This is a genomic window from Azospirillum palustre, from assembly GCF_002573965.1.
Taxonomy (GTDB): Bacteria; Pseudomonadota; Alphaproteobacteria; order Azospirillales; family Azospirillaceae; genus Azospirillum; species Azospirillum palustre.
The window spans coordinates 211,285-226,542 of the sequence record NZ_PDKW01000040.1; the positions used below are offsets into that span (position 1 = coordinate 211,285).

Genomic DNA, 15,258 nt, shown 5'->3' on the forward strand with positions numbered 1-15,258 from the left:
ATGACCGACGAACAGGGCGACCGCATTCAGGGCGACCGCGCCGGCCGGCCATCTCCCGACGCGCTGCTGCGCCAGGCGGCGAAGGAGGCGCAGGGACGGCTCAAGATCTTTCTTGGTGCCGCCCCCGGCGTCGGCAAGACCTTCGAAATGCTGCAAACCGCCCAGGCGAAGCGCCGCGACGGCGTCGACATCGTCGTCGGGGTGGTGGAAACCCACGGCCGGCGCGAGACCGAGGCGCTGGTCGCCGGGCTGGAGGTGGTTCCACGCCGCGCCATCGAGCACAAGGGCCATGTCCTGACCGAGATGGATGTGGACGCCATCCTCGCCCGCCGCCCGAAGATCGTTCTGGTCGACGAGCTGGCCCACACCAACGCCGATGGCGGCCGTCATCCGAAGCGGTATCTCGACGTCGAGGAACTGCTGGCCGCCGGCATCGACGTCTACACCACCTTGAACATCCAGCATGTCGAAAGCCTGAACGACGTCGTTGCCAAGATCACCCGTGTCCGCGTCCGCGAGACGGTGCCGGACTCGATCCTCGACCGCGCTGACGACATCGAGGTCATCGACATCGCGCCCGACGACCTGATCCAGCGCCTCCAGCAGGGCAAGGTCTATGTCCCGCGCACGGCCGAGCGGGCAATCCGGCATTATTTCTCGCCCGGAAACCTGACGGCACTCCGCGAGCTTGCGCTGCGGCGCACCGCCGACCGCGTCGACGAGCAGCTGCTGACCCACATGCAGGCGCACGCCATCTCCGGCCCCTGGGCGGCCGGCGAGCGGCTGCTGGTCTGCATCAATGAGGACGCCAGCGGCGGTGCCCTGGTGCGTTACGCCCGCCGTCAGGCCGAACGGCTGCGCGCCCGCTGGGGCGCCATCCATGTCGAGACGAGCCGGGCGCTACGCCTGAGCGAAGCCGACCGCGACCGCATCGCCGACACGCTGCGTCTGGTGGAACGGCTGGGCGGCGAGGCGGTTACGGTGCCCGGCAGCGATGTCGCCGACACCGTCGTCGACTATGCGCTGACCAACAACGTCACGCACATCGTCATCGCCAAATCCACCCGTCCGCGCTGGTCGGAACTGCTGCACGGGTCGGTGGCGCACAGCCTGATCCGCCGGGCGGGCGACATCAGCGTGCATGTGATCGCCGCCAGTTCCGGCACCCCGCTTTCCGCCAGGACGGTCAGGACCGAAGCAACTCGGCAGCGGGCCTTCGCATGGTGGCCCTACCTCGCCAGCACGGGCTATGTCGCGGCGGCGCTGGGCGCCGGGCATGTGCTGCATCGGGTGCTGGCCCTCAACAACATGGCGCTGGTCTTCCTGACCGCCGTGCTGGCGAGCGCCGTCACCGGCGGCCTTGCGCCGTCGCTTTATGCCAGCGTGATCAGCGTCCTCGCCTTCAACTATTTCTTCCTGCCGCCGCTCTACACCTTCACGATTTCCGATCCCGAGAACATCGTCGCCTTGCTGGTCTTCGCCGTCGTCTCGGTGATCGCCAGCAACCTGACCGCCCGTGTCCGCGCCCAGGCGGTGACCGCGAGGCTGCGCGCCAAGACGACGGAGGACCTCTACCAGTTCAGCCGCAAGCTGGCGGGCGTGGTGACCATGGACGATTTGCTGTGGGCCACCGCCTATCAGATCGCCGCCATGCTGAAGGTCCATGTCGTTCTGCTGCTGCCGGAAGATGATGCCGGGAAGGGGCAGGGGAAAGGCAGCGTCACGGTCAGGGCCGGCTATCCGCCGGAGGACGTCATCGAGGACGCCGATCTGGCCGCGGCGGTCTGGGCGTGGGAAAACAACCGGCCAACCGGCAAGGGCGCGGACACGCTGCCCGGCGCCAAGTGGCTGTTCCTGCCGATGCGCACCGGGCGGGGCGTCGTCGGGGTGGTCGGCATCGACACCGGCGGCGGAAAGGGGCGGACCGGCGGTTACCTGACACCGGACGAGCGCCGGCTTCTCGACGCCCTGATCGATCAGGCCGCCCTGGCGATCGAACGGGTGACGCTTGCCGAGGATGTCGACCGCAGCAAGCTGGCGGCGGAAACCGAGCGGCTGCGCTCGGCCCTGCTCACCTCGATCTCGCACGACCTGCGCACGCCGCTGGCCTCCATCCTGGGCTCGGCGACCAGCCTCGTCGGCTATGGGCCGATGATGGACGAGGAGGACCGGCGCGACCTCGCGGCGACCATTCAGGAGGAGGCGGAACGGCTCAACCGCTTCATCGCCAATTTGCTGGACATGACGCGGCTGGAATCCGGGGCCATCCGGCCGCGCACCGGTGCGGTCGACCTGTCGGAAGTGGTCGGCAGCGTGTTGGAGCGGGTGTCCCGCATCCTCGCCGGCCATCGGGTCGAGGTCGATCTTGCCGCCGGCCTGCCGATGGTGGACATCGACGCCGTGCTGATCGAGCAGGCGCTGTTCAACCTGCTCGACAATGCCGGCAAATACGCGCCGGCCGGGTCGACGATCACGGTGCGCGGACGGCAGGACGGCACCCTCGTCCGCATCGAGGTGCTGGACGAGGGCGGCGGCATTCCGCCGGAGGATGTGGAGCGCATCTTCGACAAGTTCTACCGTGTCCATGCCCAGGACCGGCAGCGCGCCGGCACCGGGCTGGGTCTGGCGATCTGCCGGGGCTTCGTCGAGGCGATGGGGGGGACGGTCACGGCCGGCAACCGCCGCGACCGCAGCGGCGCCGTCTTCACCCTGACCCTTCCCAAGGCCGCCGACCTGTCCGGATATGAAGAGGAAGCCGCCGCATGAAATCGGACTCCATCCCGCTGCGCGTGCTCGTCGTCGATGACGAACCGCCGATCCGGCGCTTTCTACGCACCAGCCTGACCGCCCAGGGATACGACATCGTCGAGGCGGAGGATGGGACCAAGGCGCTGGAGGAGGTGCGGCGGCGCTCCCCCGATCTGCTGGTCCTCGATCTCGGGCTGCCGGGCATCGACGGGCTGGAGGTCATCCGCCGCCTGCGCGGAAGCGGCGTGACCCTGCCGATCATCGTGCTGTCGAGCCGGGTCGACGAGGCCGGAAAGGTCGAGGCGCTCGATCTCGGGGCCGACGATTATGTGACCAAGCCCTTCGGGGTCGAGGAACTGCTGGCCCGCATCCGCACGGCCATGCGCCACAAGCTGCAACAGCAGGGGGAACGGCCGCTTTTCCGCAGCGGCGACCTGACGGTCGATCTGGTCCGGCGCATCGTCACCGTGCGCGGCGAGGACGTAAAGCTGTCGCCGCGCGAATACGACCTGCTGCGGCTTCTGGTGGCGCATGCCGGCAAGGTGCTGACCCACCGCTTCATCCTCAAGGAGGTCTGGGGCGGCGAAACCGACATCCAGTATCTGCGGATCTACATCCGGCAGTTGCGGCAGAAGATCGAGCCCGACCCCGAGCGGCCCCACCATATCCTGACCGAGACGGGGGTCGGATACCGGCTGCGTGCGCCCGATTGAGGCCCGATTGAGGTGGGTGCGCCTGCCCCGCAGAACGCCTTGAGGTTGCCGCCGGCGCACGGTTTCATGACGATTCGATGATGGGTGGCAGCAAGCCGATTCCCGCTCTTGACCTTGGCCGGCCAGGGGAGTAGAGGGGCGGCATCGTCACCGCATGATCGTTCTTGTCCGCCCTGCCCGCCGGGCCGGCGGCCGGATCGAAAAGGCAAGAGATGGACAGCCCCAGTAGTCGATCTACTCACACTCCCCTGACGACGCCGTTCGCGGGCTGACCTCTTGTAAGGGGTCCACCCGCGGCCCATCGTCTTCGGGCCGATCAGAGGTGGACCATGGTGAAGCTCCTCACCATCCCGGTTTCCATGCGCCGACGCCCCGACGGGCGCGGGTGCTTTTCCGTGACGGGCGACCTGCGCCCGCCAAGTCGCTGACCCCACCCCACTCCTCCTGAAAATCCGCATCGGCGCCTCTGCCGCGCCGCTACCGTTTTCCTTGCCGGCCGGTCCCACGACGGGACCGCAGGATGGATCGTCATGGTCTGGATCAACACGAATGTTTCGGTGAAGGCGGCCGACGCCGCGCCGAACCGGTGGGACGTGGTCGCCCTGCCGCTGGTCATCGGCCTGCTGGCGCTGCTCGCCATCGGCGGCCATCAGATGGCCCTGCCGCTGACCAGCGTCGAAGAGGTGCCGGTTACGCTGGACCCCTGGATGCTGCCGGAATACGCCCTGCGCTCGACCCTGCGGATGCTGGCGGCGATGGCGGCCTCGCTGCTGTTCACCTTCACCTATGCCACGCTGGCGGCCAAGAGCCGGCGGGCCGGCATGCTGCTCATCCCGGTGCTGGACGTGCTGCAGTCGGTGCCCGTGCTCGGCTACATCTCCTTCACCGTCGTCTTCTTCCTGGGGCTTTTCCCGGGCAGTGTGCTGGGAGCCGAGTGCGCGGCGATCTTCGCCATCTTCACCAGCCAGGCCTGGAACATGGCCTTCAGCTTCTACCAATCGCTGCGCACCGTCCCGCGCGACCTGGACGAGGCGGCGACCGGCTTCGGCTTTTCCGGCTGGCAGCGCTTCTGGACGCTGGAAGCGCCCTATGCCGCCCCCGGACTGGTGTGGAACATGATGATGTCGATGTCCGGCGGCTGGTTCTTCGTCGTCGCGTCGGAGGCGATCACCGTCGGCGACCACACCATCACCCTGCCCGGCATCGGCTCCTACCTCGCCAAGGCCATCGACGGCCAGCGGCTGGACGCCGTCGGCTGGGCGGTGCTGGCGATGCTGCTGGTCATCCTGGCCTACGACCAGTTGCTGTTCCGCCCGCTGGTCGCCTGGGCCGACAAGTTCCGGGTCGAGTTGACCGGGGCGCAGGAGGTCCCGGAGTCCTGGCTGCTCACCCTGTTCCAGCGCACCCGCTTCTTCCGCGCGGTCTTCGCGCCGTTCGACCGGATGCTCGGCCGGCTGGTCTGGCTGCGCCTGCCGGTGGGCGGGGCGAGCCGCGGTGCGGCGGGCGGCCTGCAAGCGGTCGGCGGGCTGCTCGACCGGGTGCCGGCGCGGGCCGTCGACATGGTCTGGTATCTGCTGCTGGCGGTGGCGGGCCTGTGGGCCGGCTGGTCGATGATCGCCTTCGTCTCGTCCGGCGTCGACTGGGGCGATGTCGGCACCGTGCTTCTGCTCGGCGGCGCCACGCTGCTGCGGGTGATCGTGCTGATCGCGGTGGCGACACTGGTCTGGGTTCCGCTGGGCGTGCTGATCGGGCTGCGGCCCCGGCTGGCGGAGAAGGTCCAGCCGGCGGCCCAGTTCCTCGCCGCCTTCCCGGCCAACCTGCTGTTCCCGGTGGCGGTGGTCGCCATCGTCCGCTTCGACCTGAACCCGGATGTCTGGCTCAGCCCGCTGATGATCCTCGGCACCCAGTGGTACATCCTGTTCAACGTCATCGCCGGGGCCACCGCCTTTCCCGGCGACCTGAAGGAGGCAGCGGCCAATTTCCGCATCCGTGGCTGGCAATGGTGGCGCGACGTCATGCTGCCGGGCGTCTTCCCCTACTACGTCACCGGGGCGGTCACCGCGTCCGGCGGGTCGTGGAACGCCAGCATCGTGGCCGAGGCGGTGAACTGGGGCGACACCCGGCTAACCGCCCATGGCTTGGGCAGCTACATCGCCCAGGCCACCGAGGCCGGCGACTATCCCCGCATCGTGCTGGGCATCGCCGTCATGTCGCTGTTCGTCATCCTGTTCAACCGCTTGCTGTGGCGTCCGCTCTATGCGTTCGCCGAGCGCCGCTTGCGCCTCGCCTGAGGAGGACCCCGCCATGCTGAACACCCGCAACACCACCATCTTCGAACTGAGCGGCGTCCGTCAGGCCTATGCCAAGCCGTCGGGGCAGGATTACGTCGTGCTCGACAACGTCGATTTGACCTTGCGCGACGGCGAGATCGTCGGGCTGCTCGGCCGCTCCGGCTCGGGCAAGTCGACTCTGCTGCGCATCGTCGCCGGGCTGGTCAAGCCGACCGGCGGCTCCGTCCGCCATCATGGCGAGGCGGTCGCCGGCCCGACCGACGGGGTGGCGATGGTCTTCCAGACCTTCGCCCTCTTCCCCTGGCTGACGGTCTGGGAAAACGTCATGGCCGGCCTGAAGGCCAAGGGCGTGCCGGCCCGCGAGGCCGAGGCGCGGACCGAGGAGGCCATCGACCTGATCGGCCTGTCCGGCTTCGAATCCGCCTATCCCAAGGAGCTGTCCGGTGGCATGCGCCAACGGGTCGGCTTCGCCCGCGCGCTGGTGGTCCATCCGGAAATCCTGCTGATGGACGAGCCTTTCTCGGCGCTGGACGTGCTCACGGCGGAGACTCTGCGCACCGACCTGCTCGACCTGTGGATGGAGCGGCGGCTGCCGATCAAGTCGATCCTGATGGTGACCCACAACATCGAGGAGGCGGTGCTGATGTGCGACCGCATCCTGGTCTTCTCCTCCAACCCCGGCCGGGTGGCGGCGGAGATCCGGGTGGACATCGCCCACCCGCGCAACCGCCTGGACCCGCAGTTCCGCGCCATGGTGGACGACATCTATGGCCGGATGACCGCGCGCAAGCCGCTGGTGGCATCGTCGGCGGCGACCAAACGGCCGCCGGCCCATGCCGTGCCGCTGGAGCATGTGTCGACCAACCTGCTGGCCGGCCTTCTGGAGACGCTGGCCTCGCCGGCTTACCATGGCAAGGCCGACCTGCCGCATCTGGCCGGCGCACTCCAGCATGAGATCGACGACCTGTTCCCGATCGCCGAGACCTTGCAGATGCTGGGTCTGGCGGAGGTGGCGGAGGGCGACATCCACCTGACCGAACCCGGCCGGCTGTTCGCCGAATCCGGCCTGGATGACCGCAAGCGGCTGTTCGCGGAGCATCTGATCCGCTACGTGCCGCTGGCGGCCCACATCCACGGCCTGCTGAAGGAACCGGCGACCCAGCATGTGCCGAGCAGCCGCATCCGGGCCGAACTGATGCCCTTCATGAGCGAGGGCTATGCCGAGGAGACGCTGAAGGCCGTCACCAACTGGGCGCGCTATGCCGAGCTGTTCACCTACGACGACGAGACCGAGACCTTCGCGTTCGAGGACGCGGACTGAACGGACGGGCGGTTTCCTTCACGGGAACCGGCCCCGTCATTTCAGCGCAAGCCGGATCGGCACCGACGCTTCCCGTCGGCTGTCCGGTCCGGCATCGTCCCGGTGCCGTCCGCAGGTCAGAGATGACAGACGATCATTTGCGGGCGCATTTCTTTACATCGTCTTCACTGATCGAAAACGCATAGGCCTCGGTCCCCGACAGGGCGACATTGCGCAGGACGCAGGTGCGTCCCTTCTTGTCCTTCATGCTGACATCCCAGGTTCCCGGCTTGACGTCGCTGAGCTTCAGGCGCTCATCGGCCTCCACCGTCTTGTCCTTGTCGTTCAGCGTCTGGTTCTTGCCCCACTTGTTCGTGCCGGGCTCGGCGAGTTTCAGCTCGGTGATGGTTTCGGTGGTCAGATTCCAGAACTTCAGCGTCTGCGCCGTCTGGGCCTGCGCCGTCGTGGCGAACGAGCCTGCGCACAGCAGCAGGATGGGGATCAGGCTGTTCCGTTTCATGATTTTTCCTCCCTTGGGTTGCTCACGGCACGCCCGATCTGAGCACAGGCCAGGAAGAAGCGGAATGCGACAATGGGATAAGCTGATTGTGTGAGTCGCACCTCGCGAGTGGCGAGAGGCCACGCAACGGCGGCACAACCCAGGGCACGGGCTGCCGGCGACCGCCCGCACATTATCGGGGAGGGTGGTCAAATCGTCCCGCCACCGCCGAATTGCTTGACTGGACCCGGCTGCGCGTGAAGGTTGGCTCCGGCTTTCCGCAACAGCCGGCTCCCCCGTATGGCCCGCCGCCAGACCGCACGCAACCCGCATGCCTCCCTCCGGACCGGCGCTCCCGCGGGTACGGTCGGACTGCGCCGCGCGCTGGCTGGCTGGCTGGCCGTCCTGGCTCTGCTGATCCAGGTGGCGGTTCCCGATCTGGCCATGGCGGCACGGGCACAGGCGGGATTGCCCGCCGGGTTCCTGACCGCCCCGACGGCGGCCGACCATTGCGGCGGCACCCCGTCCGATGCGCAGGACAGCGAAGGGCTGGCCGGCGGAGACCATGGCGGCGGACCCCATGACGGGTCCGGCCATCCCGTCATGGATCATGACAGCCTCTGCGCCTTCTGCCTGGCGCTCGGCACCCATGGCCTGCTCCCCAGTTCCGCGATGGTCCGGCCGCAGGCCGTCCATCGCATGCCGGTCGCCGCACCGGTTGCCGCCGGCATTCGCCCGGACGACCATTTCCTGACCTGTCTCAATCCCCGCGCTCCGCCGGTGTGACGGCCTATTCCCCCGTCATCACCGGACCATCATTCCGTTCAGGAGCGCATCATGACCCGCATTCGTTCCCTGGCGCTCGCCGCCGGGACCCTTTGCCTTGCCCTGTCCGCCGGCAGCGCCGCTGCGCACGTCACGCTGGAAACCCGCGAAGCGCCGGCCGGCAGCTATTACAAGGCGGTGCTCAAGGTCGGCCACGGCTGCGACGGCTCGCCGACCACCGCCATCCGCGTCCGCCTGCCCGACGGGGCGGTGCTGGCCAAGCCGATGCCGAAGCCGGGCTGGACCCTGGCGACCAAGGAGGGCCCCTACGCCCAGCCTTATGAGTCGCACGGCCGCAGCATCACCCAGGGCGTCACCGAAATCGCCTGGACCGCCGGCAGCCTGCCCGACGCCTGGTACGACGAGTTCGTCTTTCAGGTCGTGCTGCCCAAACAGCCCGCCGGTACCATGATTTACATCCCGGTGGTGCAGGAGTGCGAGAAAGGCGTCCATCGCTGGATCGAGATCCCCGAAGCCGGCAAACCGGCGGACGATTATCGCGAGCCGGCACCGGGCCTCAAGCTGACCGAACCCAAGCAGCACTGACGGCGCCCCGGCACCGGCCGGAAGATCGGGCTGCATGCCGGCTGCCGCGATGGCTGAACGGCATGCGGCCCCTTGGCCCCCTCTCTTCCGCGGCCCTCGCCCTTCCCGATAGCAAGGCATCCTCATGCGTCCCAGCCCGCGTCGCAGGCTTACGGGCCTGCCCGTCCTCTTCTTCGCCGTGCTGCTCCTCGCCGCCCTGCCGCGGACCGGCTGGGCCCATGCCGTCCTGATGGAGTCCGTGCCGGCCGACGGCGCCAGTCTCGACGCCGCGCCGGCAACCCTGTCGCTGGAGTTCAACGAACCCGTCACCCCCGTCCGCATCCAACTGCTCGACCGGCAGGGGCGGGACATGGCCGATCCGCAGGGTGCGCTGGCGGAGGACAACCGCGTCCGCCTCGCCCTGCCGCCGGGACTGCCGAAAGGCCTGTACGTCGCCAGCTATCGCGTCACCTCCGCGGATGGGCATCCCGTCGCCGGCTCCTTCACGTTCGGGATCGGTGTGACGCCGGCACCGACGACCGGCACGCCTCCGGTGGAGGATCCGTCCCGGGCTGCTGCCTTCGCCGGGTTGCTGCTGCGGGCGATGCACTATGCCGCCCTGCTGGCCGGCACCGGGGGCGGCCTGTTCCTGGTGCTGGTGACCGGACGCTGGGCACCGCTCAACGACCGCCTGAAACCCGCTTTCTGCCTGATGCTGCTGGTGGCCGGCCTGTCAGCCGTGCTGCTGGTGGGGGTGACCGGGGCGACGCTTGCCGGTCAGCCGCTTGCCGCCCTGGCGACAGGAGGCCCCTGGACCACCGGGGCCGGGAGCAGCGTCGGCCTCAGCGCCGGCATCGCACTGCTGGCCCTGCTCTGCTCGGCTTGCGGCTTGGCCGTCGAGACCCGGTCTGCAATGGGGCCGGCGTTGCTGGTGGCGGGGGCCTTGCTGGGGGCCGCCTCGCTGGCCGCCACCGGTCACGCCGCCACAGCTCCTCCCCGCTGGCTGAGCGGGCCGCTCGTCGGTCTGCACGGGCTGATGGCTGCCTTCTGGGTCGGCGCCTTCTGGCCGCTGTCCATGGCACTGCGCCTGGAATCCCCGGCGGAGGCCGCGAGGCTGACCCGCCGTTTCTCGCGGATCGCTATCGGTGCCGTGGCCGTTCTGGCCGGAGCCGGCATGGTTCTGTCCGCGATCCAACTCCAGTCGGTGCAGGCCGTGCTGTCCGGCGGCTATGGCTGGCTATGGCTGGGCAAGATTCTGGCGGTCCTGCTGCTGCTCGCACTGGCAGCGTGGAACCGGCAGGTCCTGACCCCCGCCCTGGACCGGATTGGCGACCGGAATGGTGGCCGCGCCGTCAGGTCCCTGCGGCGGAGCATCGGCCTGGAGATGGCGGCGGCAGCCACCGCCCTGCTGCTGACGGCGGCCTTCGCCCTGACGCCGCCGCCGCGCGCCCTCCATGCAAGCGAGGAGAAGCCGCCGGCCGGCTTTTCCGCCGTCGCGGTGAAAGGCGGGTTCATCGCCCTCATCGACGTCGGCCCGGCCATGCCTGGACGCAACAGCGTTCGGCTCCACCTTCAGAACGAGGACGGCAAACCGGTTGCCGCCCGTGAGGTGACGATGAATTGGGAGCTTCCTTCGGCGGGTGTGGCTCCGCTGCGGCATGGCCTGACGAATCTCGGCCCCGGCTTCTTCGGAGCCGACGACACGACGCTGCCGCTTACCGGGCAATGGTCGTTGCGCCTTGAGGTGCTGATCGACGATTTCGACAAGCGGGTGTTCCAGACGGAGGTTCCGATCAAGGACACGCCGGCAAGCACGGAGGGGGCAAGCACGGAGGGGATTCCCACGAGCCCGAACCTTCGCTAGAATCAAGCCCGGTCCCGCCATCCACGGTCTTCGATTCCATGGCCAACAGCGCTGACACCTCCAGCCCGTCCATCGATCTCCACTGTGACCATTGCGGGCGCCCACATGGGCAGATGCTTCGTTGCCTGCCCGACGGCCGTTGGCTGTCGTCCGACAACGGGTGGATCGACGCCAACGGCGACCAGGCGTCCTGGCCGGATGTCGTCGACTACGCCCGTCTGCGTCACTCGCGTGCCGTTGTCGGTCTCTACCGTCAGTCGGCAGCGGCAAGGATGGCCGCTGAGGTCAGTCACCGGCTCTGCCGTCGCTGCCACCTCGTGACCGGTCGCGAGGAACATCGACGGGTGGCGCGACTGCGGGCCCTCACGCGTTTCGCCCTCGGCGACCTGTTCGACGGCACCTATGCCGTCTGAGCGGCGGCCGGACACGCGCAGGCAAGCCCAGCCCATAAGTCACTGAAGACCGACATTTCTTAACGACCTGGACCGGCGGCGCAGCATCATGCCGTCGGCTAAAGCGCGCGGAATTGATGCGGCGCAGCAACGCAAACGTTTGCGCAAACGTTTCGATGGCGCTAGCTTCGGCCGGTCCCGCCCAGTTGGAGCCGCTTTTCGATGAAACGGATTGGCCTTCTCAATGCCCCGCTCAGCCATGCGATTGCCTCGCTTGGCCATACGCAGGCTTTGGCAATCGCCGATGCCGGGCTGCCGATTCCGGCCGGGCCGGAGCGGATCGACCTCGCGGTGACGCCGGGCCTGCCGTCCTTCCTCGACATCCTCGACGCGGTGGCGGACGAGATGATGGTGGAACGCGTGGTGATCGCGGCCGAGATGACGATTGCCAATCCGTCGCTGCGCGCCCAGCTGTCCGTCCGGCTGGACCGCATGGCCGCGGCGCAGGGCCGGCAGATCGCGGTGGAGGAAGTCCCCCATGAGGAGTTCAAGCGGCTGACCGTGTCCTCCGCCGCTGTCGTGCGCACGGGCGAGTGCAGCCCCTACGCCAACATCCTTCTCTATTCCGGCGTAACCTTCTGAACGCAGAGGGCGTGATGGATTCCCGATCCGGATTCCTGCTCGACCTCCAGGGGGTCGGCAAAGGCTTCAACGGCGTGACGGTGCTGGACGGGGTGGATTTCCGCCTGCGCGCCGGCGAGGTCATGGCCCTGATCGGCGAGAATGGCGCCGGCAAATCGACGCTGGTGCGGATCGTCACCGGCATCGTCCAGCCGGACAGCTCCAGCGCGATGATGTTCCGCGGCCAGCCGGTGCGCTTCACCGCGCCGCGGCAGGCCATCGACGCCGGCATCGCGATGATCCATCAGGAATTGAACCTGCTGCCCCATTTGTCGGTGGCCGACAACATCTGGCTGGGGCGCGAGCCGCGCAACCGGCTGGGATTGATCGACCGCGGCCGGATGCGGCGCGAAGCCAAGGCCCTGCTGGAACGGTTGCGCCAGACCATCGATCCGGACTGTCCGGTCGGAAGCCTCAGCGTCGGGCAGCAGCAGATGGTGGAGATCGCCCGCGCCCTGTCGCTGAACGCCGAACTGATCGTCATGGACGAGCCGACCGACGCGCTGACCGACGTCGAGACCGCCGTCCTGTTCGAGGTGATCCGAGGCCTGAAGGCCGACGGCAAGGGCATCGTCTACATCTCGCACCGGCTGGGCGAAATCTTCGCGCTGTGCGACAGCGTCACGGTCCTGCGCGACGGACACATGGTCCATCGCGGGGCGGTTGCCGATCTCGACGAGGCGGCCCTGATCCGCCACATGGTCGGCCGCTCGATCACCGACCAGTATCCCTATCTGCCCTGTCCTGCCGGGGCAGAGCGGCTGACGGTGGAGGGATTGAGCGCCGACGGCGTGAACGACGTCAGCTTCAGCGCCGCCGGTGGCGAAATTCTGGGATTTGCCGGGCTGATGGGCGCCGGGCGGACCGAACTGGGCAAGGCGATCTTCGGCGCCAGCCGTCTGCGTGCCGGCAGCGTCCGCGTCGATGGCACCGAGGTCCGGCTGCGCCATCCCCGCGACGGCGTCGCCGCCGGCATCGCCTATGTGCCCGAAGACCGCAAGGCCGAGGGGCTGATCCAGGGCCATTCGATCCGCACCAACATGTCGCTGGCGGCGCTCAAACAGCTCTGCGGCCCCGGCGGTGTCGTCCGCCAGGCCGACGAGCGGTCCGCCGTCGACCGCTTCATGGCCGCCTTCGCCGTCAAGGCGCACGGCATCGGGGCGGAGGTGCGGACGCTGTCCGGCGGCAACCAGCAGAAGATCTCGCTGGCCAAGGCGCTGATGCTGTCGCCCAAAATCGTGATCCTCGACGAGCCGACGCGCGGCGTCGATGTCGGCGCACGGCGCGAGATCTACGGCCTCATCAACGATTTAAAGGCCAAGGGCCTGTGCATCCTGCTGATGTCCTCGGACATGCCGGAACTGCTGGGCCTGTCGGACCGCATCCTCGTGATGGCGGGCGGGCGGATCACCGGCCGCTTCGGCCGGGACGAGGCGACCCAGGAAAAGATCATGGCCTGCGCGATTGGCTGACGGGCAGGAAGAGAGACGACGATGACCACGCTGAAACGCTTCCTGTCCCGCAACAAGCCGCTGGTCGGCCTGATCGTGCTGATGGCTGCCGTCGCGGTCATGAGCCCCAGCTTCATGACCGTCGACAACCTGCTGAACATCCTGCGGCAGACCTCGATCAACGCGGTGATCGCGGTCGGCATGACCTACGTCATCCTGTCCGGCGGCATCGATTTGTCGGTCGGATCGGTGCTGGCCTTCTGCGGCGCCGTCTGCGCCTGGCTGGTGGCGGGCGACCTGTCGATCTGGCTGGCAATCCCGCTCAGCCTGCTGCTCGGCGCCGGTCTGGGCGCCATCAACGGCGTCGTCATCGGCACCGGCGGCGTGCAGCCCTTCGTCGCGACGCTGGTCGCCATGACGATGCTGCGCGGCGCCACGCTGGTCTTCACCGACGGGCGGCCGATCACCACCGGGACCGGTGCGGCGGCCGATGCGTTCTGGAGCGTCGGGGGCGGCTATCTGCTCGGCATTCCGGTGCCGGTGGTCGTGGCGGCGGCGGTCTTCGCCGTCTGCGGCCTCGTCCTGACCCGCACCCGCTTCGGCCGCTACACCTACGCGGTCGGCGGCAACGAGGTGGTGGCGCGGCTGTCCGGCATCCGCGTCAATCTGGAAAAGACGACGATCTACGCCCTGTCGGGCCTGCTGGCGGCGCTGGCCGGCGTCATCCTGACCGCCCGGCTGGAAAGCGCGCAGCCGACCGCCGGTGCCGGTTACGAGCTGGATGCCATCGCCGCCGTCGTGGTCGGCGGTACCAGCCTGTCCGGCGGCAAGGGCACCCTGTTCGGCACGCTGGTCGGCGCCCTCATCATCGGCGTGCTGAACAACGCGCTGAACCTGATGGACGTCTCCTCCTATTACCAGATGATCGCAAAAGGCGCGGTCATCCTGCTCGCGGTGCTCGCCGACAGCCGCAAGTCGCCGTAAGGCGACCGTTTCCCCGGACCGGCCCCCTTTTGACCCGTTGCCCGGCCCAATCAGACGAACAAGAACGATGAGGAAGGAATCCAAGCATGCGTAAGCTCCTGACCGCGGCCACCGTCGCCGCCACCGCCCTGCTCGCTTCGGCCAACGCCCAGGCGGCCGACACCATCGCCCTGGTCGTCTCGACCCTCAACAACCCGTTCTTCGTCACGCTGAAGAACGGCGCGGAAACCAAGGCCAAGGCGCTGGGCTACAATCTGCTGGTCCTCGACTCCCAGAACGACCCTGCCAAGGAACTGGCCAACGTCGAGGATGTGGTGAACAAGAAGGTCAAGCTTCTGCTGGTGAATCCGACCGACTCCGACGCCGTCCGCTCGGCGGTCCGTTCGGCCAACCGCGCCAAGATTCCGGTGGTGACGCTCGACCGCTCGGCCAATGGCGGCGAGGTCGCGTCGCACATCGCGTCGGATAACGTCGCCGGCGGCCGGATGGCCGGCCAGCTGGTGGTGGACATGCTGAAGGGCCAGGGCGCCGTCGTCGAGCTGCAGGGCCTGCCGGGCGCGTCCGCCGCCCGCGACCGCGGCAAGGGCTTCCACGAGGCGGTGGACAAGGCCAGCGGCCTGAAGGTGGTGGCGAGCCAGCCGGCCGACTTCGACCGCACCAAGGCGCTGAACGTCATGGAGAACATCCTCCAGGCCCAGCAGAAGATCGACGTGGTGTTCGCCCACAACGACGAGATGGCGCTGGGCGCCGCCAAGGCGATCCAGGCGTCCGGCCGCAAGATCCCGGTGGTTGGCTTCGACGGCACCGACGAGGGCGTCGCCGCGGTCAATGCCGGCACCCTGACGGCGACGGTCGCCCAGCAGGCCGGCCTGATCGGCGAGAAGGGTGTCGAGACCGCCGACAAGGTCCTGAAGGGCGAGAAGGTCCCGGCCTTCACGCCGGTTGAGTTGAAGATGGTGACGAAGTAAAGCACGGGCCCGCCTCT

At 68.4% G+C, this 15,258-nt stretch carries 13 protein-coding genes; 12 read left to right on the forward strand and 1 reads right to left on the reverse strand.

Translation table 11 applies throughout. The features are described 5' to 3' along the window. The 4 genes from CRT60_RS10910 (at position 1) to CRT60_RS10925 (ending at position 7,073) form a co-directional block, all read left to right on the forward strand. Positions 1-2,766, forward strand: a complete 2,766-nt coding sequence (locus tag CRT60_RS10910; protein WP_098736455.1) for a sensor histidine kinase — start codon at positions 1-3, stop codon at positions 2,764-2,766. Beyond that, positions 2,763-3,461 (forward strand): response regulator, encoded by a 699-nt coding sequence (locus CRT60_RS10915; RefSeq protein WP_098736456.1) that lies wholly within the window; start codon positions 2,763-2,765, stop codon positions 3,459-3,461. The genes CRT60_RS10910 and CRT60_RS10915 overlap by 4 nt, the downstream gene beginning before the upstream one ends. Positions 3,462-3,991: 530 nt before the next feature. Next, positions 3,992-5,752, forward strand: a complete 1,761-nt coding sequence (locus CRT60_RS10920; protein ID WP_098736457.1) for an ABC transporter permease — start codon at positions 3,992-3,994, stop codon at positions 5,750-5,752. Positions 5,753-5,765: 13 nt separating this feature from the next. Beyond that, positions 5,766-7,073 carry an ABC transporter ATP-binding protein gene (locus tag CRT60_RS10925; protein WP_098736458.1) on the forward strand — a complete coding sequence of 436 codons (1,308 nt, stop codon included), beginning with the start codon at positions 5,766-5,768 and terminating at the stop codon, positions 7,071-7,073. Between the two features lie 133 nt (positions 7,074-7,206). Here the strand turns inward: CRT60_RS10925 and CRT60_RS10930 are convergent, their stop codons facing one another. Continuing rightward, positions 7,207-7,572, reverse strand: coding sequence for a hypothetical protein (locus tag CRT60_RS10930; protein WP_098736459.1), 366 nt, complete (start codon positions 7,570-7,572; stop codon positions 7,207-7,209). A gap of 279 nt (positions 7,573-7,851) precedes the next feature. On the opposite strand from CRT60_RS10930, the gene CRT60_RS10935 reads away from it, so the two are divergent. The 8 genes from CRT60_RS10935 to rbsB all read left to right on the forward strand — a co-directional run bounded on the left by CRT60_RS10935 (position 7,852) and on the right by rbsB (position 15,241). After that, entirely contained in the window at positions 7,852-8,337 is a 486-nt protein-coding gene (locus CRT60_RS10935) for a DUF2946 family protein (protein ID WP_098736460.1), read from the forward strand. Positions 8,338-8,388: 51 nt separating this feature from the next. Continuing rightward, positions 8,389-8,922 carry a YcnI family copper-binding membrane protein gene (locus CRT60_RS10940; protein WP_098736461.1) on the forward strand — a complete coding sequence of 178 codons (534 nt, stop codon included), beginning with the start codon at positions 8,389-8,391 and terminating at the stop codon, positions 8,920-8,922. 124 nt (positions 8,923-9,046) lie between these two features. Next, on the forward strand, positions 9,047-10,765 hold the full coding sequence (locus CRT60_RS10945) for a copper resistance CopC/CopD family protein (protein WP_098736462.1): 1,719 nt from the start codon (positions 9,047-9,049) through the stop codon (positions 10,763-10,765). 38 nt (positions 10,766-10,803) lie between these two features. Next, positions 10,804-11,178: a hypothetical protein gene (locus CRT60_RS10950; protein WP_143273216.1), complete on the forward strand. Its 375-nt coding sequence runs from the start codon at positions 10,804-10,806 to the stop codon at positions 11,176-11,178. 201 nt (positions 11,179-11,379) lie between these two features. Then, the gene (gene rbsD, locus CRT60_RS10955) at positions 11,380-11,799 is read left to right on the forward strand and encodes a D-ribose pyranase (RefSeq protein WP_098736464.1); all 420 of its coding nucleotides are present in this window, start codon (positions 11,380-11,382) and stop codon (positions 11,797-11,799) included. Between the two features lie 14 nt (positions 11,800-11,813). Next, the gene (locus CRT60_RS10960; RefSeq protein ID WP_098736465.1) at positions 11,814-13,310 is read left to right on the forward strand and encodes a sugar ABC transporter ATP-binding protein; all 1,497 of its coding nucleotides are present in this window, start codon (positions 11,814-11,816) and stop codon (positions 13,308-13,310) included. 21 nt (positions 13,311-13,331) lie between these two features. Continuing rightward, a complete protein-coding gene (rbsC, locus tag CRT60_RS10965; RefSeq protein ID WP_098736466.1) occupies positions 13,332-14,273 on the forward strand; it encodes a ribose ABC transporter permease in 942 nt (313 codons plus the stop codon). Between the two features lie 86 nt (positions 14,274-14,359). Further along, positions 14,360-15,241, forward strand: a complete 882-nt coding sequence (rbsB, locus tag CRT60_RS10970; RefSeq protein ID WP_098736467.1) for a ribose ABC transporter substrate-binding protein RbsB — start codon at positions 14,360-14,362, stop codon at positions 15,239-15,241. Positions 15,242-15,258: the final 17 nt, after the last annotated feature.

Bases quoted from the DNA above. Each gene is read 5' to 3' on its own strand.
- CRT60_RS10910 (WP_098736455.1), top strand. From the start codon at position 1: ATGACCGACGAACAGGGCGACCGCATTCAGGGCGACCGCGCCGGCCGG.
- CRT60_RS10915 (WP_098736456.1), top strand. From the start codon at position 2,763: ATGAAATCGGACTCCATCCCGCTGCGCGTGCTCGTCGTCGATGACGAA.
- CRT60_RS10920 (WP_098736457.1), top strand. From the start codon at position 3,992: ATGGTCTGGATCAACACGAATGTTTCGGTGAAGGCGGCCGACGCCGCG.
- CRT60_RS10925 (WP_098736458.1), top strand. From the start codon at position 5,766: ATGCTGAACACCCGCAACACCACCATCTTCGAACTGAGCGGCGTCCGT.
- CRT60_RS10930 (WP_098736459.1), bottom strand. From the start codon at position 7,572: ATGAAACGGAACAGCCTGATCCCCATCCTGCTGCTGTGCGCAGGCTCG.
- CRT60_RS10935 (WP_098736460.1), top strand. From the start codon at position 7,852: ATGGCCCGCCGCCAGACCGCACGCAACCCGCATGCCTCCCTCCGGACC.
- CRT60_RS10940 (WP_098736461.1), top strand. From the start codon at position 8,389: ATGACCCGCATTCGTTCCCTGGCGCTCGCCGCCGGGACCCTTTGCCTT.
- CRT60_RS10945 (WP_098736462.1), top strand. From the start codon at position 9,047: ATGCGTCCCAGCCCGCGTCGCAGGCTTACGGGCCTGCCCGTCCTCTTC.
- CRT60_RS10950 (WP_143273216.1), top strand. From the start codon at position 10,804: ATGGCCAACAGCGCTGACACCTCCAGCCCGTCCATCGATCTCCACTGT.
- rbsD (WP_098736464.1), top strand. From the start codon at position 11,380: ATGAAACGGATTGGCCTTCTCAATGCCCCGCTCAGCCATGCGATTGCC.
- CRT60_RS10960 (WP_098736465.1), top strand. From the start codon at position 11,814: ATGGATTCCCGATCCGGATTCCTGCTCGACCTCCAGGGGGTCGGCAAA.
- rbsC (WP_098736466.1), top strand. From the start codon at position 13,332: ATGACCACGCTGAAACGCTTCCTGTCCCGCAACAAGCCGCTGGTCGGC.
- rbsB (WP_098736467.1), top strand. From the start codon at position 14,360: ATGCGTAAGCTCCTGACCGCGGCCACCGTCGCCGCCACCGCCCTGCTC.